Source organism: Streptomyces sp. NPDC024687, assembly GCF_055559055.1.
In genome coordinates this window covers 344,048-366,122 of record NZ_JBVHLJ010000004.1, presented here as the reverse complement: position 1 = coordinate 366,122, position 22,075 = coordinate 344,048, and the positions used below count along the sequence as shown (strand labels likewise).

Annotated in this window: 20 protein-coding genes; 12 read left to right on the top strand and 8 right to left on the bottom strand. The window is 72.7% G+C overall.

The window, feature by feature from the left end:
• Positions 1 to 36 precede the first annotated feature (36 nt).
• Positions 37 to 624, bottom strand: a complete 588-nt coding sequence (locus ACZ39I_RS18335) for an Rv1733c family protein (protein WP_467245392.1) — start codon at positions 622 to 624, stop codon at positions 37 to 39.
• Between the two features lie 285 nt (positions 625 to 909).
• Here ACZ39I_RS18335 and ACZ39I_RS18330 point away from each other — a divergent pair, with 285 nt between their 5' ends.
• The 4 genes from ACZ39I_RS18330 to ACZ39I_RS18315 all read left to right on the top strand — a co-directional run bounded on the left by ACZ39I_RS18330 (position 910) and on the right by ACZ39I_RS18315 (position 3,708).
• Complete coding sequence (locus ACZ39I_RS18330) at positions 910 to 1,995, top strand: WD40/YVTN/BNR-like repeat-containing protein (protein ID WP_451474550.1); 1,086 nt, start codon at positions 910 to 912, stop codon at positions 1,993 to 1,995.
• A gap of 392 nt (positions 1,996 to 2,387) precedes the next feature.
• The gene (locus ACZ39I_RS18325; RefSeq protein WP_467245391.1) at positions 2,388 to 3,176 is read left to right on the top strand and encodes a DeoR/GlpR family DNA-binding transcription regulator; all 789 of its coding nucleotides are present in this window, start codon (positions 2,388 to 2,390) and stop codon (positions 3,174 to 3,176) included.
• A 114-nt stretch (positions 3,177 to 3,290) separates the two neighbouring features.
• The gene (locus tag ACZ39I_RS18320; RefSeq protein ID WP_467245390.1) at positions 3,291 to 3,494 is read left to right on the top strand and encodes a hypothetical protein; all 204 of its coding nucleotides are present in this window, start codon (positions 3,291 to 3,293) and stop codon (positions 3,492 to 3,494) included.
• 91 nt (positions 3,495 to 3,585) lie between these two features.
• Positions 3,586 to 3,708, top strand: a complete 123-nt coding sequence (locus tag ACZ39I_RS18315) for a hypothetical protein (RefSeq protein WP_467245389.1) — start codon at positions 3,586 to 3,588, stop codon at positions 3,706 to 3,708.
• Between the two features lie 45 nt (positions 3,709 to 3,753).
• On the opposite strand, the gene ACZ39I_RS18310 is transcribed toward ACZ39I_RS18315, so the two are convergent.
• Positions 3,754 to 4,431: a uracil-DNA glycosylase gene (locus ACZ39I_RS18310; RefSeq protein ID WP_467245388.1), complete on the bottom strand. Its 678-nt coding sequence runs from the start codon at positions 4,429 to 4,431 to the stop codon at positions 3,754 to 3,756.
• A gap of 152 nt (positions 4,432 to 4,583) precedes the next feature.
• Here ACZ39I_RS18310 and ACZ39I_RS18305 point away from each other — a divergent pair, with 152 nt between their 5' ends.
• Positions 4,584 to 5,576 carry an N-acetylglucosamine kinase gene (locus ACZ39I_RS18305; protein ID WP_467245387.1) on the top strand — a complete coding sequence of 331 codons (993 nt, stop codon included), beginning with the start codon at positions 4,584 to 4,586 and terminating at the stop codon, positions 5,574 to 5,576.
• A 95-nt stretch (positions 5,577 to 5,671) separates the two neighbouring features.
• Complete coding sequence (locus ACZ39I_RS18300) at positions 5,672 to 6,595, top strand: sirohydrochlorin chelatase (RefSeq protein ID WP_467245386.1); 924 nt, start codon at positions 5,672 to 5,674, stop codon at positions 6,593 to 6,595.
• A 77-nt stretch (positions 6,596 to 6,672) separates the two neighbouring features.
• On the opposite strand, the gene ACZ39I_RS18295 is transcribed toward ACZ39I_RS18300, so the two are convergent.
• Both ACZ39I_RS18295 and ACZ39I_RS18290 read right to left on the bottom strand, forming a co-directional pair.
• Positions 6,673 to 7,704 (bottom strand): lactonase family protein, encoded by a 1,032-nt coding sequence (locus tag ACZ39I_RS18295; RefSeq protein WP_467245385.1) that lies wholly within the window; start codon positions 7,702 to 7,704, stop codon positions 6,673 to 6,675.
• Positions 7,705 to 7,809: 105 nt separating this feature from the next.
• The gene (locus tag ACZ39I_RS18290; protein WP_467245384.1) at positions 7,810 to 9,297 is read right to left on the bottom strand and encodes an FUSC family protein; all 1,488 of its coding nucleotides are present in this window, start codon (positions 9,295 to 9,297) and stop codon (positions 7,810 to 7,812) included.
• Between the two features lie 210 nt (positions 9,298 to 9,507).
• Between ACZ39I_RS18290 and ACZ39I_RS18285 the strand changes: the two genes are divergently transcribed.
• On the top strand, positions 9,508 to 9,984 hold the full coding sequence (locus ACZ39I_RS18285) for an Lrp/AsnC family transcriptional regulator (RefSeq protein WP_467245383.1): 477 nt from the start codon (positions 9,508 to 9,510) through the stop codon (positions 9,982 to 9,984).
• A 20-nt stretch (positions 9,985 to 10,004) separates the two neighbouring features.
• The gene (locus ACZ39I_RS18280) at positions 10,005 to 10,694 is read left to right on the top strand and encodes an HAD family hydrolase (RefSeq protein WP_467245382.1); all 690 of its coding nucleotides are present in this window, start codon (positions 10,005 to 10,007) and stop codon (positions 10,692 to 10,694) included.
• Between the two features lie 347 nt (positions 10,695 to 11,041).
• Here the strand turns inward: ACZ39I_RS18280 and ACZ39I_RS18275 are convergent, their stop codons facing one another.
• The 3 genes from ACZ39I_RS18275 to ACZ39I_RS18265 all read right to left on the bottom strand — a co-directional run bounded on the left by ACZ39I_RS18275 (position 11,042) and on the right by ACZ39I_RS18265 (position 15,777).
• Positions 11,042 to 12,439 (bottom strand): FAD-binding oxidoreductase, encoded by a 1,398-nt coding sequence (locus tag ACZ39I_RS18275; RefSeq protein WP_467245381.1) that lies wholly within the window; start codon positions 12,437 to 12,439, stop codon positions 11,042 to 11,044.
• A gap of 100 nt (positions 12,440 to 12,539) precedes the next feature.
• Positions 12,540 to 15,128 carry an ATP-binding protein gene (locus tag ACZ39I_RS18270; protein ID WP_467245380.1) on the bottom strand — a complete coding sequence of 863 codons (2,589 nt, stop codon included), beginning with the start codon at positions 15,126 to 15,128 and terminating at the stop codon, positions 12,540 to 12,542.
• A gap of 151 nt (positions 15,129 to 15,279) precedes the next feature.
• Positions 15,280 to 15,777, bottom strand: coding sequence for an FBP domain-containing protein (locus tag ACZ39I_RS18265; RefSeq protein ID WP_467245379.1), 498 nt, complete (start codon positions 15,775 to 15,777; stop codon positions 15,280 to 15,282).
• Between the two features lie 70 nt (positions 15,778 to 15,847).
• Here ACZ39I_RS18265 and ACZ39I_RS18260 point away from each other — a divergent pair, with 70 nt between their 5' ends.
• Positions 15,848 to 16,417 (top strand): TetR/AcrR family transcriptional regulator, encoded by a 570-nt coding sequence (locus tag ACZ39I_RS18260; RefSeq protein WP_451474541.1) that lies wholly within the window; start codon positions 15,848 to 15,850, stop codon positions 16,415 to 16,417.
• A gap of 16 nt (positions 16,418 to 16,433) precedes the next feature.
• A complete protein-coding gene (locus tag ACZ39I_RS18255) occupies positions 16,434 to 17,603 on the top strand; it encodes a GDSL-type esterase/lipase family protein (RefSeq protein WP_467245378.1) in 1,170 nt (389 codons plus the stop codon).
• Positions 17,604 to 18,446: 843 nt separating this feature from the next.
• Here ACZ39I_RS18255 and ACZ39I_RS18250 read toward each other — a convergent pair.
• Entirely contained in the window at positions 18,447 to 19,232 is a 786-nt protein-coding gene (locus ACZ39I_RS18250) for a LysR substrate-binding domain-containing protein (protein WP_467245377.1), read from the bottom strand.
• A 58-nt stretch (positions 19,233 to 19,290) separates the two neighbouring features.
• On the opposite strand from ACZ39I_RS18250, the gene ACZ39I_RS18245 reads away from it, so the two are divergent.
• Together ACZ39I_RS18245 and ACZ39I_RS18240 are read left to right on the top strand one after the other, a co-directional pair.
• Positions 19,291 to 19,674, top strand: coding sequence for a DUF5997 family protein (locus tag ACZ39I_RS18245; protein ID WP_467245376.1), 384 nt, complete (start codon positions 19,291 to 19,293; stop codon positions 19,672 to 19,674).
• A gap of 75 nt (positions 19,675 to 19,749) precedes the next feature.
• The gene (locus ACZ39I_RS18240; RefSeq protein WP_467245375.1) at positions 19,750 to 21,918 is read left to right on the top strand and encodes a TerD family protein; all 2,169 of its coding nucleotides are present in this window, start codon (positions 19,750 to 19,752) and stop codon (positions 21,916 to 21,918) included.
• The last annotated feature ends 157 nt before the right edge of the window (positions 21,919 to 22,075 follow it).

Genomic DNA, 22,075 nt, shown 5'->3' with positions numbered 1-22,075 from the left:
GACATCGTTCGCTCCACGCGGCCCTGTGCGCCGGTGCTACCTCCCGTCGGCCCGCCTCCCGCCCCACAACGGTCCGAAGTGCGCCCAGTCCGTGTCCCACTGGTCGAGGCGGCGGCGCTCCATGCGGCCGCGCAGGACGCGGGCCCCCACAAAGGGGACGGCCGCGGTACTGAGCCCCACCAGTGCGCCGATCATCCCGGCGCGGATCCGGGCCTGGCCCTCGGTGGCGGGCTGGGTCATCAGGCGGCCGTGGGCATCGGTCCAGACGGTGACCGGCGTGCCCTGGGCACTGCCGGGATCGACGCGCACCTGCCCCTTGTGCGGCGAACCGTCGGCCCCGGTCCAGGCCACCTCGCCCCACACCCGTTCACCGCTCGACGTGCCCGGATCGGCCGTGCCCGGCGCCTGGTCGGCGAGGCGGGCCACGACGGGCCGCCACTCGACGCGCTCCAGCGCCAGCTGGTGCTCGACCGCCCGGCTCACCCCCAGACCGGCGAGCACCCCGGCCACCACGGTGAGCAGCCAGGCACCGAGCACGACCCACGCCTCGAGGGCGTCGGCACGGCGTCGGAGCGGATTGCGCCGCCAGCGCCACAGCCAGACCTTCGGACCACGGAACGCCATCGAAGGCATCCTCCTCATGAGCGACGGGCGCACGAACATGCCGGACCGACCTCCCATACGGGAGATCACCCCTCGATGCTCACGGCTCACGGCGAGTTCTCCGTCACGACGGTTCCACCGGCCGCCCCTCGCCGCGCGCATCATGCCGAAAGCTGCCCGTCAATCGTCGGGGCCGGTTACCATCCCCGCCCTGACCTGCGGTGAAGCCTTTTCCAGAGGTGACTGTCAGTGGCGGGGTGCAGACTGGCCGGTGTCTGGGACAACGACGTCACGGAGGTGATCGGTATGGCCGAGAAGCTGCTTGCCGTAGGGACGCGCAAGGGCCTGTTCATCGGGCGCGAGCGCGGCGGCACCTGGGAGTTCGACGAGAGCCCGTACTTCAACGCGCAGGCCGTGTACTCGGTGGCGATCGACACGCGGGGTGAGCGCCCGCGGCTGCTGGCCGGCGGTGACAGCGCGCACTGGGGGCCGTCGGTGTTCCACTCCGACGACCTGGGCCGCACCTGGGCGGAGCCGGCCCAGCCCGCTGTGAAGTTCCCGAAGGACACCGGGGCCTCCCTGGAGCGGGTCTGGCAGCTGCACCCGGCGGCGGCCGAGCCGGACGTGGTGTACGCGGGCACGGAGCCGGCCGCGTTGTACCGCTCCGAGGACCGCGGGGAGAGTTTCGAGCTGGTCCGGCCCCTGTGGGAGCATCCGACCCGCTCGAAGTGGGTCCCGGGCGGCGGCGGTGAGGGCCTGCACACCGTCCTGACCGACAAGCGGGACCCGCGCGCGGTGACGGTGGCCGTCTCCACGGCGGGGGTGTTCCGCACCAGGGACGGCGGCGCGAGCTGGGAGCCGTCCAACTCCGGTGTCTCCGCGGTGTTCCTGCCCGACCCGAACCCGGAGTTCGGCCAGTGCGTGCACAAGGTCGCACGGGACGCGGCCGACCCCGACCGGCTGTACCTCCAGAACCACTGGGGTGTGTACAGAAGCGACGACGCGGGGGCGCACTGGACGGACATCGGCGAGGGCCTGCCGTCCACCTTCGGCTTCGCGGCGGTCGCCCATCCCCACCGCGGTGAGACGGCGTACGTGTTCCCGATCAACGCCGACGCGGACCGCGTGCCGGCCGGTCGCCGATGCCGGGTCTTCCGCACGGCGGACGCGGGCAAGAGCTGGGAACCGCTCACTTCGGGTCTGCCGCAGGAGGACCACTACGGCACCGTGCTGCGGGACGCGATGTGCACGGACGACGCGGACCCGGCCGGCGTCTACTTCGGCAACCGCAACGGCGAGGTGTACGCCTCGGCCGACGACGGCGATAGCTGGCGGCAGTTGGCCTCACATCTGCCGGACGTGCTGTGCGTGCGCGCGGCGGTGGTCGGGTGAGCCAACAGACCTTGGGGAGGTAGGGGTACTGATCGTCGGCCGGGACCGCAGCCGACACGCGGACCTCTCGACGTCGACGACCGACAGGGTCTGCAGCGCCGAGGTCACGGCGGCGGCCATCGCGTGTCGGGAGCGTGTGCACTCGGTCCTTTCCGCCGATCTCGCCGAGTTCCGCCTCCACTCACAGATTCCGGGCGTTCGCCCACTGCGCCGCCGCGCGCTTGGCCGCGACCTTCTCGGCGTGCGGCAGGTGACGGCTGCGGCAGGTGCCGGGGCTTGCGAAAAGTGCAGCGCGTTGCTTGTTTGACGGTCGTAAAACACCTAATCAAGCACTGTGGTTTCATCGTGCTGCGCACATCGCGGCGCACCCCACCGACAGGGAGTTGTGAGACATGGCGGCACCGCAGGCCCGGTGGAGCGCGCTGCTGGAGATGCTGACGCGTGACGGGCGGATCGAAGTCGAGCCGGCTGCCGAGGAGTTGGGTGTCTCCGCCGCGACCATCAGGCGCGACCTCGACGAGCTGGCCCGCCAGCAGATGGTCACCCGCACACACGGCGGAGCCGTGCTCAACGCGGTCGCCTACGATCTGCCGCTGCGCTACAAGGCCGCGCGCAACGCTCCGGAGAAGGAGCGGATCGCGCACGCGGCCGCCGCTCTGGTGAAGGCCGGTGCCGTGGTGGGGCTGAACGGCGGCACCACGACCACCGAGGTCGCGCGGGCGCTGGCCACCCGCGCGGACCTGAGTTCCGGCGGCGCGGAGACGGCGGTCACCGTGGTGACCAACGCGCTGAACATCGCCAACGAGCTGGTCGTACGGCGCCACGTCAAGCTGGTGGTGACCGGCGGGGTGGCACGGCCGGCGTCCTACGAGCTGATCGGACCGCTGGCCACGGAACTGCTCGCGGAGATCGCGCTGGACCAGGTCTTCCTCGGCGTGGACGCCATCGATGTGGCCCACGGGGCGACCGCCCACCACGAGGGCGAGGCCAGCATCAACCGGGCCCTGGCCCGCCGCGCGCAGCAGGTCGTCGCGGTCGCCGACTCCACCAAACTGAACAGGCGGGCCTTCGCCCGGATCTGCCCGGTGACCGACATCGACGTTCTGGTGACCGACAAGGCCGCCTCCGACGAACTGACCGAGTCGTTCACGTCGGCCGGCGTGGAGGTCATCCGCGCCTGACACCGCGCACCGCTGCCGTCTCTCTGGCGGTTGCGCCTACGGAGTTGGTCGACCGGGTCATCGCGGCAGCGGCCTACACCGGGGCGGGAAGGCGGAAAGGCGCCGGTACGGCTGATGGCCGCGGCCAGGGTCGGCAACCCGTACCGCATGGTCTCCTACAACGACGCGGTGTTCGGCCGGGCCGACGACGCGATCGCCGTCAAGGACGGGACCGTGACCCAGATCGCGGTCACGTCCCAGGACGCGACCGGAGGCTGGGCACCGGAGGGCCTCTCTTCCGCAATGACCTCGGTACGCAGGGGAGCGCGGGCCATGTGAACCTGGCGATCACTCCGTCCAACGGCTGCGGCTGACCCGGTCCGGCGCCTCGTACACCGGTGAGGCCGGCACGGACGGCCTCACCTGGACGGTGGGCGCGGCCACGCCGTCGGGCGCGGCCGCCGCACAGGACGTCGGGGTCTTCATGACGGCGGCCAACGGCTGGACCGACGGACAGGGCAGCGCCACGTTCGACGGATTCACGGCGACCTGATCGCGGTCGGCGGATCTGCCCTCTCCACCGCGCGGCGGAGGGGGCCTACGGCAGTCGCCAGTCCACCGGCTGGGCACCCTGCCGCAGCAGCAGGTCGTTGGCCCGGCTGAACGGACGTGAGCCGAAGAATCCGCGGTCCGCCGACATCGGCGAGGGATGAGCGGACTCAATGGCCGGAAGGTCCCCCAGGAGGGGCCGCAGATTACGCGCGTCACGACCCCACAGAATCGACACCAGCGGCTTGCCACGCGCCGCCAGTGCACGTATCGCCTGCTCGGTGACCTCCTCCCAGCCCTGGCCGCGGTGCGCGGCCGGCTTGCGCGGGGCCGTCGTCAACGCCCTGTTGAGCAGCAGCACGCCCTGCTCGGTCCACGGCGTCAGATCGCCGTTCGACGGCCGGGGCAGCCCCAGGTCGGAATGCATCTCCCGGAAGATGTTCTCCAGGCTGCCCGGCAGAGAACGCACCTCGGGCGAGACCGCGAAACTCAGACCGATCGCCATTCCCGGCGTCGGGTAGGGGTCCTGACCGACGATCAGGACGCGGACGTCGTCGAAGGGCTGCTGGAAGGCCCGCAGGACATTCGCCCCGGCCGGCAGGTAGGTCCGGCCCGCCGCTATCTCGGCCCGGAGGAAGTCCCCCATGGCGGCAATGCGTTCGGCCGCGGGCTCGAGAGCCTTCGCCCAGCCTGCTTCGACAAGTTCGTGCAAGGGTCGTGGTGCCACGGCGTGTCACTCTACTGGCACCCACTGACACCCCGCATGCCCAGGCAAGTCTCCCCGCGCGGGCGGCCCCACGGGGGTTACCCTTCCTCCCCGTCGAGACCTTCGAGCCGGTCGGGCGGAGCGCGCGGCCGGTCATCGGGAAGGCGGGGAGCGTGTCACTTCACGGGACCGGCACGGGGGACGGGTTCCTCGCCGTCGACTCCGGCGGCTCCGGCCTGCGGGTCGTCGTCGGCGCCCCCGGGCGGGGGACCACGGCCCCGCGGGAGTCGCGGGTGCCGGTGCGGACGGGGCCGCGCGGTATCGATCCGGGGCATCTGATGGAGCAGTTGGTGCCCATGGTGCGCGCGTTGCTGCCCGAAGCGGGGGTGAGCGGGCTCGGCACCGCCGTTGTCGGGGCGGCCGGTATGGCGACCCTGGGCGATGCCTTGCGGGCCGATCTTCCCACCGCGCTGGAGCGGGAGTTCGGGGTGCGGACCGTCGCGCTCGTCGCGGACGCGGTGACCGCCTACACCGGCGCTCTCGGATCGCGTCCGGGTGCGGTCGTCGCCGCCGGTACCGGTCTCATCGCGATCGGCACCGACCTCACGTCCTGGCGGCGGGCGGACGGTTGGGGTCATCTGTTGGGCGACTGCGGGAGTGGCGCGTGGATCGGGCGGGCGGGTCTGGAGGCCGCCCTGCGCGCCCACGACGGGCGGCCCGGGGGCTCGGCGGTGTTGCTGGCCCGGGCCGAGGAGTCGTTCGGACCGGTGCGGGAGCTGCCCGGCCGGCTCTATCCGCGCACCGACCGGCCCGCCGTACTCGCCTCCTTCGCGCCCCACGTGGCGGCATGCGCCGACGGCGACCCGGTGGCCGGGCGGATCCTGCGCGAGGCGGCCCGGCACATGGCCGAGTCCGCGGCCGCGGTCTGTCCGGCGCGGGGCGAGGCGCATGTCAGCCTCACCGGTGGCTTGTTCGCGATGGGTGCCGCCCTCGTCGTACCACTGGAGGAGGAGCTGGAACAGCGGTTGCCGCACGCGCGGCGGGTCCCGGCGGCGGGCGGACCGTTGGAGGGATCCGTACAGATCGCCACAGATCTGGCGCGAAGTTCACTCACCCTGCCGGGTGATGAGGCGATGTTGTACGTCGTGACCCCAAAGAGGGGCTGAAGCGGACGTAACTCATCAGACAAAACCGGACGGATACCGCTCACCTGCACCCTCCCCGAACAGGGAAGCCCAGGAAGCCAGTAACATGCGTCGCCATGAGCTCCCCCACTGGACCCGCGTCCGGCCTGCCAGTACGAATGCCGCGACCTCGCCAGCCCGGGCGGCACCGCCGACCCGAGCCGCTGGCGGCTCCCGAGGGCGCGCCCGCGCTCGTCCTCGCGGTGCCGGGCACGCCAGGCCCGGCCACGCGCAGCCTCGCCGAGGAGGTCGTGAGCATCGCCCGCTCCGAGCTGCCCGGCCTCGACGCGCGGATCGGGTACCTGGACGGTGACGACTCGGAGTTCCCCACGCTCCAGACCGTGCTGGCCCACACCGCCGGTGAGCGCACCGCGCGTTACGAGCAGGCCAAGGCCGCCGGCGTGGACGTCAGGGAGCCCGAGGGTCCCGTCGCCGTCGTCGTGCCGCTGCTCGCCGGGCCGGACAGCTCGCTGCTGCGCCGGATCCGCCAGGCCGTCATGGACAGCCGGATCGCCTCCGACCTCACCGACGTGCTGGGCCCGCACCCGCTGCTCGCCGAGGCGCTGCACGTGCGTCTGTCGGAGGCCGGGCTGGCCCGCGCCGACCGCGCTCGGCTGTTCGCCGTGACGACCGCCGCGGACGGCATCATCCTCGGCGCGGTGGGCGGCGAGGAGGCCGTGCAGGCGGCCGGGATCACCGGCATGCTGCTCGCCGCGCGGCTGGCCGTGCCGGTCATGGCGGCGGCCCTCGACCAGGACGGCTCGATCGCGTCCATCGCCGATCAGCTGCGGTCCTCCGGTTCGCAGCAGCTGGCACTCGCGCCGTACCTGATAGGACCGGAGATCGACCCCGCGGTGATCGAGGAGGCCGCCAAGGAGGCCGGCTGTTCCGCCGCCGAGCCGCTCGGCCCCTACCCGGCGATCGGCAAGCTCGTCCTCGCCAAGTACACGACCGCGCTGGGCATCGCCCCGCAGCAGGTACAGGGCGCCCCGGTGCGCTGAGCGCGCGCACCGCGACCGCGACACCGAAAGGGCCCGCTCCGTCCCTCGGAGCGGGCCCTTCGGCGTGGCGGCCGGGATCAGCCGAAGATCACGCAGGACGCGGCCGGTACCTCGATCGAGCCCTCGTACCGGGGCAGGCCGGTCGCCGGGTCCACGGCGAACCAGGTCACCTCGCCGGAGCGCTCGTTGGCGACGTACAGGAATCCGCCGGACTCCGCGAGGGCGCGGGGCCAGCGGCCGCCGCAGATGACCGTGCCGACCAGGCGCAGGTCGTCGCCCTCGACGGCGAACGTGGACAGCACGTCCTCGCCCCGGGTGGCGGTCCACACGAACCGGCCGTCGGGGGACGTGACGACACCCGACGGGTACGCGTCGCCCGCAGGGGCGCCCGTGAGCACATGGGTCTCGCTCAGGGGCTTCAGCAAGCCCTCCTCGGTGTCCCAGCGGCACACGGTGAGGGTCGGGGTGAGCTCGTTGAGGATGTAAGCACGGGTGCCGTCCGGGTGGAAGGCCAGGTGGCGCGGTCCCGAGCCGGGGCGCAGGGCGATCTCGCGGTGCACGTCGAGCGTGCCGTCCGTCAGGGTGCACACCCGCACGGAGTCCGTGCCGAGGTCGACGCTGACGATCCAGCGTCCGCTCGGGTCGGGCTGCACCTGGTGGGCGTGCGGGCCCTGCTGGCGGGGTGCGTGCGGGCCCGAGCCGGTGTGCCGGAGCACGCCGGAGGGGGCGCCCGCGAGGGAGCCGTCGGGGCGCAGCGGCACGGTGGTGACGCTGCCGGAGCCGTAGTTGGCGGTCAGGACGTGTCCGGCGTGCACGGCGAGGTGCGTGGGCGTGTTCCCGTCCACCGTCACCGGCGGGCCGGCCGGTTCGGGCCGGTCGCCGGTCACCCGGTACGCGGCCACCGCGCCCTCGGCCGTCTCACTGACCGCGTACAGCACGTCCCCGTCGGCCGACAGGGCCAGATACGACGGATCGGGTACGCCGTTCAGGCCGCTCAGCACCTTCAGCGCGCCCGTGTCCGCGGTCACCGCCGCCGTCACGATGCCGGGGCCTCCCGCCGCCGTGAACGACCCGATGTAGGCCCGTCGTCGCCCGCCGCCGTCTGCCACAGTCGTCCCCTCTCGGTCTGTGCCGTCCGGGGCGACGGTAGCAGTCGATCACTACCGGTCTAGACCAGCCCGGTGAAATTCACGGGGTCGTCACGGACATGGGGGTCAGGCGCCCACCAACGGCGAGCCGGTCGGCGTCCGCAGGGGCGTCGCCAGCTCCGCGAGCGCCCGTTCCAGTCCGTGCAGATGGGCCAGTGCGGGTTCCTCAGCGGCAGGACGGTCCGCCACCGGGATGTCCCGGCCGTCCGTGAGCGCCTCCACAGCGGCCTCCACCCGTCGGCACGCGCTGGTCAGGCGGGTGTCGTGCGAGGCCTCCGGGTCGGCGGCGACGGTGACCAGGCCCCGGATCTCGCGGGCGCAGTCGTCGAGGAGGGCAAGGACGCGGCGGGCGCGGCGCTTGCGGGCCGGCATGGGGTTGAGGGGGTGGACGAGTGGGGCCACCGAGAGGCGGACCCTGCCGAGCAGGTGCTCCAGTTCCGTCACCCGGCCGCCCGGGTCGGCGCCCGGCACTCCCGCGAGGCGGGCCGCGGCCTCGGCGGTGCAGGCGTGGACGCAGCGCAGGGCGCGCTGGATCCAGGCGTCGGTGACGCTGTGGGTGGTGATCGGCAGGACGAACAGCACGGCCAGGACGGCCCCGACCGCGCCCACGCCGGTCTCCGCGAGCCGCAGCGCCAGCAGGCCGGGGTTCAGGACGCCGAGGAGGCCGTAGAGGAGCTCGGCGAGCAGGGTGACCCAGAGCATCATCCACGTGTACGAGACGGCGGCCGTGTAGAAGATGCCGAAGACACAGACGGCGACCAGGGCGGCCGTGGGCGTCGGCGTTCCATGCAGGGGTACGGCGACGAGCAGGCCGAGGCCGATGCCGATCACCGTGCCGAGGACACGGCGGAAGCCGCGCACCAGGGTCTCGCCGCGGGATGCGGTGTTCACGAAGATCCACCAGGTGGCGCCGACGGCCCAGTACCAGCGCTGGCCGGAGACGAGCTGGCCGACGACGAGGGCGAAGCCGGCACCCGCCATGGCCTGGACCGCCTGGCGGGTGGTCGCGCGGGCGAGGCCGGTGCCGGCGGGCGGGGCGGGTACGGGGGCCGGGGGCAGCCGGCGCTCGTAGCACCACAGGCCGAAACGGACCGTGGCGGCGGTGAGCACGGACAGCAGGACGGCGGCGTACAGCTCGGGCAGCCGGTCGGTCCTCGCGTGCAGGAACTGCGCCACGAAGAAGGTCATGAACGCGAAGACGCCGAGACTGTGGCCGCGCGGTCCCCAGCGCCGGGCGTACACGCCCGCGCCGACCACGGCGAGGAAGGTGAGGTCGCGGGCGACGGGGTGGTCGTGCAGCTCGGCCGCGGCGGTGAGGACCGGGAGGCCGACGGCGGGCAGCAGGGCGGTGGTGAGCGCCTGCCCCCGGACGGTGGCGTCCGTGACGGTGAACAGGGCGAGCAGCGCGGCGAGGCCGCCGGTGACGGCACCGGCGAGCGAGTGGCCCGCGAGGCCGCACACCACGACGGCGAGACCGATGCCGAGCACCGCCCGCGCGGCGAAGCGCAGCCGGACCCGGCCCGGGTCCGGCGCCATGAACACCCTCTTCAGCACGTACCGCCCCCTGAAATCCTTGGACGCCGGCTGGGTACCGGCATGGAAAAGGCGCCGCGGGGTCCGCAGCGCCATCGACGGGCCCATTGCAGCATCCACGCCACTATCGGCTCAAGCGCGGCCGATTATGCTGGGCCATTGGTACAGCAGGGAGAGTCCTGGAGCGTCCGGCGGCGGGCCAAAGAACCAGGCACGAGGAGGTCGTACGCCATGGCCGTGGACGAGCTCGACACCCGTATCCTGCGGCTGTTGCTGGAGCGGCCGCGGACGAGTGTGCGGGAGTACGCGCGGATCCTCGGGATCGCCCGGGGCACCCTGCAGGCGCGCCTTGACCGGCTGGAGCGGGACGGGGTGATCACCGGTACGGGGCCCTCGCTGTCGCCCGCCGCGCTCGGTCATCCGGTGCTGGCGTTCGTGCACATCGAGGTGACCCAGGGGCGGCTCGACGACGTGGGGGACGCGTTGGCGGCGGTGCCGGAGATCGTCGAGGCGTTCTCGATCGCGGGCGGCGGGGATCTGCTGACGCGGGTCGTGGCGCGGGACAACGCGCACCTGGAGGACGTGATCCAGAAGGTGATCAGCCTGCCCGGAGTGGTGCGGACGCGGACCGAGGTGGCGCTGCGGGAGCGGGTCGCCCACCGGCTGCTGCCGCTGGTGGAGTCGGTCGGGCGCACTGCCCGGAGTTGATCTTTGACATCCTGGAAGCCATGAGCAGGCTGAGCGGCATATCGGTCGTCTTCGATCTCGACGGAACGCTCGTGGACAGCGAGCCGAACTACTACGAGGCGGGTCGGCAGACCCTCGCCGCGCACGGCGTCCCGGACTTCACCTGGACCGACCACGAGCGCTACGTCGGGATCAGCACGCGGGAGACGGTCACGCGATGGAAATCGCTGTACGGACTGCGGGCGTCCGTGCCGGAACTCCTCGCGGACAAGAACCGGCGCTATCTGGAGCTGGCCCGCACGGCCACGCGCGCGTACCCGGAGATGCGGAAGTTCGTGGAGCTGCTGGCCGGTGAGAACGTGCCGATGGCGGTCGCCTCGGGGTCCTCCCCGGAGGCCATCGACGCGATCCTCGCCGGGACGGGCCTCGACGCGTATCTCCGTACGACCGTCTCGGCCGACGAGGTCGCCCACGGCAAGCCCGCGCCGGACGTGTTCCTGGAGGCGGCCCGCCGGCTCGGCGCCGAGCCGGCCCGCTGCGTGGTCCTGGAGGACGCCGCCCCGGGCGCGGCCGCGGCCCACGCCGCCGGGATGCGCTGCATCGCGATCCCTTACGTCCCGGCGCAGGCCGACGCACCGGAGTTCACCCGCGCCGCTCTGCTCCTGCGGGGAGGCCAGCAGGAGTTCACGGCCCGGACGGCTCTGGACTGGCTGGTGCGGAAGGGGAGTTGAACGGTGCCGCACACGTCCGCGGCGGCGCGAGGGGACGGCCGCCCTACGGCCTCGGAGCCGTTGGACACCCTCCCGGGTCCCGCCGCCGGAGTTCACCCGCGCCGCTCAGCCCCTGCGGGAAGGCCGCGAACAGTTCACGACCCGGGCGGCTCTCGACTGGCTGGTGCGGAACCGGAGTTGAACGGTGCCGCACACGTCCGCGATTGCTCGGAGGGGCACGCCCTACGGCCTCGGTACCGCGGCGCAGGCCGATGCGCCGGAGTTCGCCCGCGCTGCCCTCGACTGGCCTCCTCGGACACGGAGTTGACGGGGCGGCACACGTCCCCGGCCGCGCGGAGCGATGCGTCCTACAGCCTCGGGGCCGGCTGGATGTTCTGGTTCAGGCGGAACACGTTGTCCGGGTCACGGTCGGCCTTGCTGCGGGCCAGGCGGTCGTAGTTGCCGCGGTAGCTGGCCCGGACGCGTTCCTGGCCCTCGTCCATCATCATGTTGACGTAGGCGCCGCCCGCCGAGTAGGGATGCAGGGCGTCGAAGTAGTCGACGGTCCACCGCTTGACCAGCTCCGCGTTGGCCGGGTCGGGGTCGACGCCGGCGAAGACGGAGGCCCAGTTGGCGTGGCGGTAGGCCCAGGGGGTCTCGTCCTGGCCCACGTCATGGGCGGCGCCGTCGATCGGGTAGAGGTGCATGGTCGACTGGACGGTCGGCACCTCGGCGCCGAACTTGGCGTGGAGCTGGACCGCCTCGTCCGGGACGGTCTCGACGAAGTCGGCCCGCCAGTACCACTGGTGGCCGGGCGGGTAGAGCCCGTCGAACATGGCCTGCAGGTCGGGATGCTGCATGACCATGGGCGCGTGCAGCAGCGGCGCGGGCAGGGCCTCGAGCAGCGGGGCCATCGCGCGCGCCGCGGCCTCGGTGTCGTCGCCGGTGTAGCACCAGACCACGCCGGCCGTCTTGCTCAGTTGGATCTCCTCGGAGAACGGCGGGGCCGGCGGGACAGTGCCGTGCAGGAAGAAGCCGCCCAGTTCGCGGGGCGCGTTCAGGATGAACTCCCGGTACACGGAGAGGACTTCGGCACTGTCCTCGACGGGCCAGAAGGTCGGCCCGGCGATCACCGTACTGATCTCGTGCAACCGGAAGACGAACGAGGTGACGACGCCGTAGTTGCCGCCGCCGCCCCGGATCGCCCAGAACAGGTCGCTGTTCTCGTCGGCGCTCGCCCGCACCCGGCGGCCGTCGGCAAGGACGACGTCGGCCTCCAGCAGGTTGTCGATGGTCAGACCGCACCTGCGGGTGAGGTGCCCGAGCCCACCGCCGGTGGCGATGCCGCCGACGCCGGTCGTGGAGACGATGCCGCTGGGCGTGGCCAGGCCGTGCACGTTGGTGGCGCGGTCCACCTCGCCCCAGACACAGCCGCCGCCGACCCGGACGGTGCGGGCCGCCGGGTCCACCTGGATGTCCTTCAGCGGCGACAGGTCGGCGACCACTCCCCCGTCGACCGTGCCGAGCCCGGCTCCGTGGTGGCCGCCGCCCCGCACCGCGAGCGGCAGGCCGTGGGTGCGGGCGAAGCCGATCGTGCGGGCCACCGCGTCCGCGTCGGCGCAGCGGGCGACCAGAGCGGGACGCCGGTCGATCATCGCGTTGTAGACGGTACGGGCCTCCTCGTAGCCGGCGTCCTCGGGGCCGATCAACTCCCCGGTGAATCCGGTCAGTTCACGGCGTGCGGCTTGGGCGGGTGTACTGGACATGGGGTCCCCCGTTTTCGAATCGGGTCGATTCGCCCGTTCTACTCGCGTCACACCGCGACGGACATCCGTGACCGTCACCCAGCTCGGCGCGCCGGGGTACCTAGGTCGGGGAGCCGTCGGGCACCAGACCCAGCTCGGCCGCGCGCACGGCGGCCTGGCGGCGGCCCGACGCGTCGAGTTTGTCGAGCACCGCCCGCACGTGGTTGTCGACCGTGCGGACCGACACCACGAGCCGGGCGGCGATCTCCGCGTTGGTGAGCCCTTCGGCGAGCAGCCGTATGACCTGGAGCTGCCGGTCGGTGAGGCCCGCGGGGTTCTCCCGGGTCGCGGCGAGGGGGCCGCGCGGGATGTGGCGCACGCCGAGTCGCCGCAGCTCGGCACGGAGCATGCGGGCCGCCGGTTCGGCGCCCAGCGCGTCGAAGGCTGCCAGGGCCTCCAGTTTGTCGGCGGGATCCGGGCTCTCGGCGAGGGCCGAGGCGTGTTCGTAGGGACAGCTCGCGGCCTGCCAGAGCGCGGCGGCCCGGCGCCACTGCCCGCGCGCCTGCAACGCGTACGGATGGTCCGAGTCGTCCGGTGGCACGGGGTGACCGGCTTTCCCGAGCCAGTAGCCGAGTTCGGACCGGCAGGGAGCTCCGGGCAGCCGGCTCGCCGGGGCATGGACGGGCGCGGCCGCCTCGATCAGCGCTCGCTCGTCCCCGCGCAACCAGGCCGACTCCGCCCGTGCCACCGCCACCGGTCCGGTGCGTTGCAGTTCCTTGGTCCCTACGGCGATCTCCCATGCCTCGGTGAGGAGTTCGTCGGCGCCGGGACGGCCGCGGCGGATGCGGATCCGGGCGAGGACGGTCAGGGCGGGGCAGCGGGCCGGGATGAAGTCGTGCATGCCGTACTCGGCGTGTCTCTCGGCGTCGGCCCAGTCGGCGGCGGCGAGCCTGCGCATGGCGAGTTCGACGTGGAGGTAGTTGAGAAAGCCCAAGTGCTCGGCGCGGTCGGCGAGTTCCATCGCCGAGGGCAGGAAGGCGTCGGCCTCGTCGTACTGGAGGTTGTCGAGCAGGTTCCAGATGATGTTGGCGTAGGAGCGGCAGGCGTGCTCGACCTCGCCGGCCGCGAGCGCGACATCGAGGCTCTCCTCCAACTGCTCCCGCCCGCCGGGGTCTCCGGAGCGCCAGCGGGCGGTGCCGACGTTGTTCAGGGCATGGGCGAGGATCGCGGGGTCCTCGACCTTGCGGGCCAGGGCGATGGCGCGCTCGCCGTGCTCGACGGCCTCGGCGTAGCGCTCGGACAGCATGCGCAGCTGGGCGGTGTTGCTGACGGCGAGCGCCAACAGCCGGTCGTCTCCGGCGTGTTCGAGGACCGCCACGGCCTCGCGGGCGGCCTCCTGGGCCTGATCGGCGTCGCCGGCCCACCAGTGGATGCGGGACTGCCAGCGCAGGTCGGCACCGAGGGCGAGGGGGTCGCCGAGGGCGCGGCGCAGGGCGACGGCCTCGCGCTGGGCGGCGACGGCGGCGGCCGAGTCGGCGATGGTGTAGCTCTCGACGGCGTAGCGTTCGAGCAGGTCGGCGAGTTCGGCGGCTGCGTAGCGGTGCCGGTCGCGCAGTACGAGCCGGAGCTGGGCGGCGGCCTCGCGGTGGGCGCCCGTGGCGGCGGCGTCCTTCGCCGCGTCGGGGCCGTAGCGGGCGATGGCGTCCCGGTCGCCGGCCTGGGCCGCGTGGTGGACGACCCGGGCGGCATCGGGTCCGGGGCGGGCGACGAGCGCCGCGAGTACGGCCCGGTTGAGGCCGATACGCCGGGCGGCGGGCAGGGAGTCGGCCAGGGCCCGGCGGATCAACTCGTGCCGGAATACGACGCGTTCCGGGGTGACGGTGAGCAGACCGCGCTGCTCGGCATGAGCCAGTACGGCCACTCCGTCGGCCAGCAGCGCGTCGACCAGCGGGCGTTCGACGGCCGAGGGAACGACGGCCAACTGCTCCAGCGCGTCCACGGTGGTGCCGGGCAGCCCCCGCAGCCGGGCGAGCACGGCGTCGACGACGGTCGGGGGCACTTGTCCGGTGCCGCCGGCGGCGACGATCTCGGCGACGAAGAAGGGGTTTCCGTTGGTGACCGCGTACACCTGGGCGGGGTCGACGCGGCCGGCACTGAGGGTGCGTACGGCGTCCAGGGACAGGCGGGCCAGGGGCAACCGGTGGACGCGGGGTGCCCGGGACACCTGGCCCAGCAGATGCCGCAGGGGATGCGCACGGCTCAACTCGTCGTCGCGGTACGTCAGGACGAGGAGGGTGGGCAGTCGCTCCGTCCGCCGGACCAGGAACCGCAGGGCGTCCAGGGAGGCCTCGTCGGCCCAGTGGACGTCCTCGACGACGAGGACCGCTCCGCGTAGTTCTTCGAGCAGCGCCTCGTGGACGCGATGGCGGTCGCCGCCCTGCGTCACGGCACCGACGAGTTCGCCGCCGACGCTGCCGATCAGGTCGCGGAAGGGGCCCAGCGGTCTGCGGGTGGCGAGGTCGTCGCACTCGCCGACGAGAATCCGGGTGCCGGCCGGAAGGTGGTCCGGGAGGGCCTTCACCAGGCTCGACTTGCCGATACCGGCCTCTCCGAAGACGAGCACCACGGATCCGGCCCCGTCCGCCGCGTCCCGCGCGGCCGAGGCCAGTCGCGCCAGCTCGGGCTCCCGCTCGAGGATCCCCCGATCCACGGCCCCGATTCTGCCACCGGGGGCGCCGAGGAGGGCCCTTCGGGACGGAGAGGCCTTCGGGACGGAGAGGCCTTACGGACGGAGGGCTCTTCAGGACGGAGGGCTCTTCAGGACGGTGGGGCCTGCAATCACGGCAAGCCCGTCCCGCGGCTCACCCGGCGTCCGTCACCTTGGCGACGAAGGCGGCAAGGTTCGCCACCGTCCGCCGGATCTTCTCGTCCGAGGTGAGCGTCTCGTGCAGCCGCGCGCCGGCGCCCACGTCCTTCTTTCCGCGCACATACAGGGAACAGGCCAGGTCGTCGCATATGTACGCCCCGACCGAGTTGCCCTGCTGCCCGGCCCTGCCCGCCTTCGGGGCGACCATCAGGGAGACGCCGCCGGAGTGGGTGGTCAGGCACATCGAGCACATGCTGCGCCGCGCCTGCCGGTAACCGGCGGCCGCGCCGCGCAGCGCGAGTCCCGTCGGACGGCCGTCCAGGACGGTCACCAGATAGGCACGGTCGGGGGCCTGCGGATCGCGCCAGCCGAGGTAGTCCAGGTCTTCCCACGGCCGGTCGGCCAGGTCGCGCGGCACGGCCAGCCGCTTCGCCTCGCCCTTGGTGCAGTTCACGAAGGCGGCGCGGATCTCTTTCTCGGTCAACGGTTCCATAAGTCCACGCTAGGTTGCCTAAAGACTTTAGGCAAATGCATAATCGACTCTGGCATACGAGAGGACGGCTATGGCACGGGTAGGGCTGACCACGGAGCGGCTGGTCCGGGCGGGCGCGGAGCTGGCCGACGAGGTGGGCTTCGAGCAGGTGACCGTCTCGGAGCTCGCCCGGCGGTTCGACGTCAAGGTCGCGAGCCTTTACTCGCACGTGAAGAACTCGCAGGACCTCAAGACCCGGATCGCCCTGTCCGCCCTGGAGGAGCTGGCCGACCTCTCCGCCGACGCGGTGGCCGGACGGGCCGGCAAGGACGCCCTGACCGCCTTCGCGAACGTCTACCGCGACTACGCCCACGCCCACCCGGGCCGTGCCGCGGCGGCCCGGCTGAGGCTCGACCCGGAAACCGCGGCCGCGAGCGCCGGGGTACGGCACGCGCAGATGATGCGGGCCATCCTGCGCGGCTACGACCTGCCCGAACCCGAACAGACCCACGCCGTACGGCTGCTGGGCAGCACCTTTCACGGCTACGCGAGCCTGGAGGGGGCAGGCGGGTTCAGCCACAGCTCCCCCGACTCGGAGGAGTCCTGGACGCGGATCCTGGACGCCCTCGACACGCTCCTGCGCAACTGGCCCACCCGCTGACCGACAGGCTGAGGACATGCCCGACTGGATCACCACCACCGTCACCGCCGAGCTGCTGCGCGGCGCCCTCGATGTGGAGCACACCGAGCTCGGGGTGCTGCCGCACCGGTTGCCGCCCCGGGCCCGAGCCCAGAACACCGACGACCAGCTGGCCATGGCCGAGTCCCAGCCCGCCGGCGTACGACTGGCCTTCCGCACCCGGGCCACCGTGGTGGAGCTGGACACCCTGCCGACCAAGCGGGCCTACGTCGGCGCCCCGCCCCGGCCGAACGGGGTGTACGACCTGGTCGTCGACGGCCGGCCGGCCGGTCAGGGCAGTGTGCTCGGCGGCAACGTCATCACCGTCGACATGACCGCGGGGACGTCCGAGGTCCGGCCCGGATCCCCCGGGACCGTCCGTTTCGACGGGCTGTCGGGCGAGGTCAAGGACGTCGAGATATGGCTGCCGCACAACGAGACCACCGAGCTGATCGCGCTGCGCACCGACGCACCCGTCGAGCCCGCGCCCCGGGGCGAGCGCCCGGTGTGGCTGCACCACGGCAGCTCCATCAGCCACGGCTCGGACGCGGCGAGCCCCACGGGGGTCTGGCCCGCGGTCGCCGCGACACTGGGCGGCGTGGAGCTGATCAACCTGGGCCTCGCCGGGAGCGCGCTCCTCGATCCGTTCACCGCGCGGGCCGTACGGGACACGGCCGCCGACCTGATCAGCGTCAAGATCGGCATCAATATCGTCAACCACGACGTGATGCGGCTGAGGGCCTTCGGTCCCGCGGTCCACGGCTTCCTCGACACGATCCGCGAGGGCCACCCGGACACGCCGCTGCTGGTCGTCTCGCCCATCCTGTGCCCGATCCACGAGGACACACCGGGGCCCTGCTTCCCGGACGTCGGCGAGCTCGGCGAGGGCCGGCTGCGGTTCAGGACACTGGGTGACCCGGCGGAACGCGCGAGCGGGAAGCTGACCCTCCAGGTGATCCGCGAGGAGCTGGCCCGGATCGTGAAGCAGCGCGGCGCCGATGACCCGGACCTGCACTACCTCGACGGGCGCGAGCTGTACGGCGAGAACGACTCGGCCGAGCTGCCCCTGCCGGACGACCTGCACCCGGACGCGGCGACGCACCGGCTGATCGGAGAACGGTTCGCGGGGCTGGTCTTCGGAGCCGACGGGGTGTTCGGCACGGACTGAGCCGCGCTCGCCGGGTGCCCTTCGGCGGACGGGTCGGCAATGGGGGCCGGCGCCTGCGAAGGACCGGGCATCCCCACCGTGGGCGCCACCTTCGACACCGAGCCCCGCCCCCGGGCCAGGTACGCGGGTCCGGCAGTCGGTACCCGCCGGCGGTGGTCTCGACGCGCTTGCCGTCGGGCAGCCGTACGGCGATGGGTGCGAACCTCGACCGGACGACGAGCCCGGCGCGCCTTCCCGGCCCTCTTCGGCCCGGTCGGGCGGATGAGCCGGCGCAACGCCCTGCGCAACCCCCGCCGCACCGGCGCCACCGCGGCCGCCCGCCACGGACAGGACCACGGCCAGCGCGGAGAGCAGCAGCCGTCCCTTGTGGGCGAGGACCTGGCGCCGGTCGGCGCCGAGCGCGCGCAACACGCCCAGTACCCGGGTCCGACACCCGGTTTCGGCACGTGGGTCCGGCACTCGGGCCCAGCCCTCGGATCCCGGCCTGGGGCTCGCGGCACACGGCTTCCCGCCGCGGGCTCCCGGCACCCGGCTCCGGGCCCCGACTCCGGCACGCGATACCCGCACTCGGGTCCGACACCCGGTTTCGGTACGTCGGTCCGGCACGGGCCCAGCCCTCGGATCCCGGCCTGGGGCTCGCGGCACACGGTTTCCCGCCGCGGGCTCCCGGCCCCGGGTCCCGACTCCGGCCTCGGGTCCCGCTCGAGGCTCCCGGCCCCGGATGCCAGGCCGGCACACGCCCGCCGGCACCCCGGTTCCAGCCGCTGGTTTCCGGCCTCCGTACCCGGCCCCGGATTCCCGCTCCCTCAGCAGGACCAACCAGGCCGCCGGCCCAGAAAAGCCCTACCCCTTGCGCCTCGGCTTCCCCCGTCGCGCCCCCGTGCCCTTCGACCCACCACCAGCCCCGCCGCGGGAACCCCTGGACGCGCCGGAAGTCCCCTTCGCCGTGCCCTTCCCTGCGGTGGGGGCCTTGCCGCCGCTCTTCCCCCTGCCCTTCTTGGGTTCCGGTTCCGGCTGCGTCCGCCCCCGTGTGCTGTTGACCGTCCGGCCGCGGACGATGCCGATGAAGTCCTCGACCAGGTCCGTCGTCGCCTCCTCGCGCCAGGACAGGGCGATGTCGGACTGCGGGGCGTCGGTAACGGGGCGGTAGGTGAGGTCGCGGCGGTGGTGGAGGCGGGCCAGGGACTGGGGGACGACAAGAACGCCGATGTTCGCCGCCACGAGCTCGATCGCGTCCTCCGTGGTGGCCGGGCGTTCGAAAGCCGCTTCGCCGGGCGGCCGGTCCCAGCCGAGGACGTCGTCGAGGGGGTGGAGGACGACCTCGTCGGCGAGATCCTCCAACGTGACCTCCTCGGCCGCGGTCACCACATGGTCCTTGGGGACCACCACGACCGTCGTCTCGGTGTAGAGGGGGATCGCGCTGAACACCGTACGGTCGACCGGCAGTCGTACAAGTCCCGCGTCCGCGCCCCCGTCGCGCAACGTGTCGGAGACCTCCGCGGCGGTCACCTGGAGGAGCTCCAGGGGGACGTCCGGCAGGCGCTCGTGCCAGATCCGCACCCACTTGGCGGGCGTCACCCCGGGGACGTACGCGAGTCGGAAGGAACGGGGTTCTGGCGAGTCTGTCACGCGGCAAGGTTACCCACTGTGGTCGGAGGTCTCGCGCGCGGCCGATACCCTGGACTGCATGACGTCGCACCAGAACACCCAGACGATGAAGCCCGCCACCGCGGCGAAGAAGCTGGGTGTGTACCTCCCTGCCACCCCCGCCGAGTTCCAGGAGGGTGTCGTCTCGCGCACCGAGTTCAACGAACTCCAGGCGAACCCGCCCCAGTGGTTGCAGGACCTGCGACGCAACGGCCCGCACCCCCGCCCGGTCGTCGCCGCGCGGCTGGGCGTCTCCATCGCCGGTCTCGCGCGCGGCGGGGTCACCGAGCCGCTCACCACCGAGCAGATCGAGGCGCTGCGGGACGAGAGCCCCGAGTGGCTGGAGAAGGAGCGCGCCACGCAGGCGGAGGTCCGCAAGGAGGCGGCGCGCATCAAGGAGAAGAAGCAGGACCAGGAGTCCTGACCCCGGGGCCCGCGGACGCCCGCGGCCCCGAAAACTCCGGTGCGCCGGATCGAACACCTCTGCGACCATTCCGGCATGGTCCACCGTCTGGAATCCCTGGTCATTCGGCATGCCCTCCGGCTGCCCGCTCCCGCGGGCCCCGCCGGCGAGGGCGACGTCGCGGCGCGGCAGTTCGACGCCGCGCTGATGTCCGTCGGCTTCAAGCTGTCGGCCGACGCGCTGAGGACGTTGTCGGGGCTGTCCGAGGGCACGGTCGTCGACATCGCCGTCCCCGCGCTCGCCACCGTCCGTCAGATGGCCGGCGACCATGTGCGTCACAACGTCTACTTCAAGGACTTCCCGGCGAACGTCCCGGACACGTTCGAGTTCTGGATGCGCTGCGTGCGCGAGGCCCTGGAGGACGGCAAGACACGCTCCGGCGTCCTCGCCCAGCTGCGCAACGGCGTGATCAACCTGCTCACGCTGCCGTCGTACGGCACCTACCGGCACACGTACGACGAGATGCTCGCCGCGCACGACGAGCTGACGGCCGCGGTCGGTGACCGGCTGACCGTCCTACACCTGGGTGGCGCTTTGGAGGACGAGGTCACCGCCCTGTACCTGGCGCTGGCCGGCAGCAGCACGCCGCTCGGCCAGCACCTGGCCGACCTCAAGGTGCTGGCCGAGCACTGCGTGGACGGTCCCCAGCCGGAGGTGATCCCGGTGCGGGAGAACCGTGCCGTCGTCAACGAGGCCCGGCTGAAGGCGGGTTCGGGCCTGCTGCTGGACACCGTGACCGATGTTCTGCGGCTGGCCTGCGCGTTGTCGGGCGGGGACGTGTCCCTCCAGGAGCCGACCCGCTTCCGTGCGCTGTCGCGGCCGGTCCGCCGGGCCCTGCTCGCGGGTCTCGACTCGGTCGTGACGGCGGCCCCGGCCAAGCTCGCCGACGTCCTCGCGCACCGTGAGGCCTTCAAGCGGCTCGGCGAGCGCCTGCACCCGCACGAGTACCCGCGGTGGCCGCGTGCCGCCGAGGTGTTCGCCGTCGCCCGGGGCGAGCAGAAGGCGTACACCTTCGACGCCCGCGTCGAGGCCCTGCTCGGCGCGGACGACGTCACCGGGGCCGCGGAGCTGCTCAGGTCCGCGCCCGGCAGGCTGTTCCGTGCGCTGGACCGGCTGCTGCGCACCGCGCGCACGCAGGAGGAGCGGGACGCCGTGGTGGCCGCCGTCGAGCAGACCGCCCTGGAGGTCTCCGGGCGGGTCGTGCTGTCGGTGCGCGAGTACCTGCACAACCGGGCCGAAGAGGCGGGCAGGCAGCGGGTGTTCATCAACCGTCTCGGCCGTGCGCACGTCGCCGACGACACGCGTGCGGCCGTACCGGAGGCGGACCGTGAGCGGTTGATCGCCGCGCTGGACGCGGAGATCGGTCGCCGACTCCCGTCGCCGCAGCGCCTGTTGGTCGACCCCGACATCCTCGACGTGGCGCTTCCGCTCAGCGGGCGGGCGACCTCGGCGGGGCTCGGTGTGCTGCCCCGCGGTTCCGTCTCGCGGGTCGACGGGGAGCTGCTGCGGTTCTTCGTGTACTGGAAGCAGAAGCAGCGCGTCACCGACTACGACCTGTCGGCGCTGCTGCTGGACGCGCAGTACGACACGGTGTCGTGGCTGTCCTACACCAATCTCAGCGAGATGGGGGGCGAGCACTCGGGTGACATCACCAACGCCCCCGACGGCGCTTCGGAGTTCATCAACCTGCGGCTGGGGGCGATGCGGGGCACGTACATCGTGCCGCAGGTCAACATCTTCTCCGGGGAGCAGTTCGAGGAGGCCGAGGAGTCGTTCTTCGGGTTCATGCTGCGCGAGGCCGAGCAGAGGGGGCAGCCCTTCGAGGCGCGGACCGTGCGCATGAAGTCGGAGCTGCGCGGGCCCGGCCGGGTGGCGCTGCCGCTGGCGTTCCGGCGTGCGGACGACGGGAGTTGGCACGCCAAGTGGCTGCACCTGTACCTGAAGGGTCGTCCGGCGTACAACCGCGTCGAGGGCAACCAGGTGTCGGTGGCGACGCTGTTGCGCGCCATCGTGGAGCGGGAGCAGCTGACGGTCGGGTATCTGACCGGGCTGATGGCGAACGGCGGTACGGACGTGGCGCCTTGGGTCGCCGAGTCGGTGCCGGACGAGCCCGTGACGTACATCGGACTGGAGCGTCCCGAGGGGCTGCACCCGGACTCGGTGGTCATCACCCCGGAAAATCTGCGCGACTTGATCCCCGAGTGACTGTTAGCGTGTGTCGTGGCGAGGCCATGAAGGGGCTTCCTTCTCACCGGTTTCATCACCGGGCCTCCAAAGCTCCAGCCCTTTCGCTTTCCTCGCCGCCGACATCGCACCGGGAGGCACCCGCGGGTCACCGCGGGTGCCATCCGTGGCGAGGCCA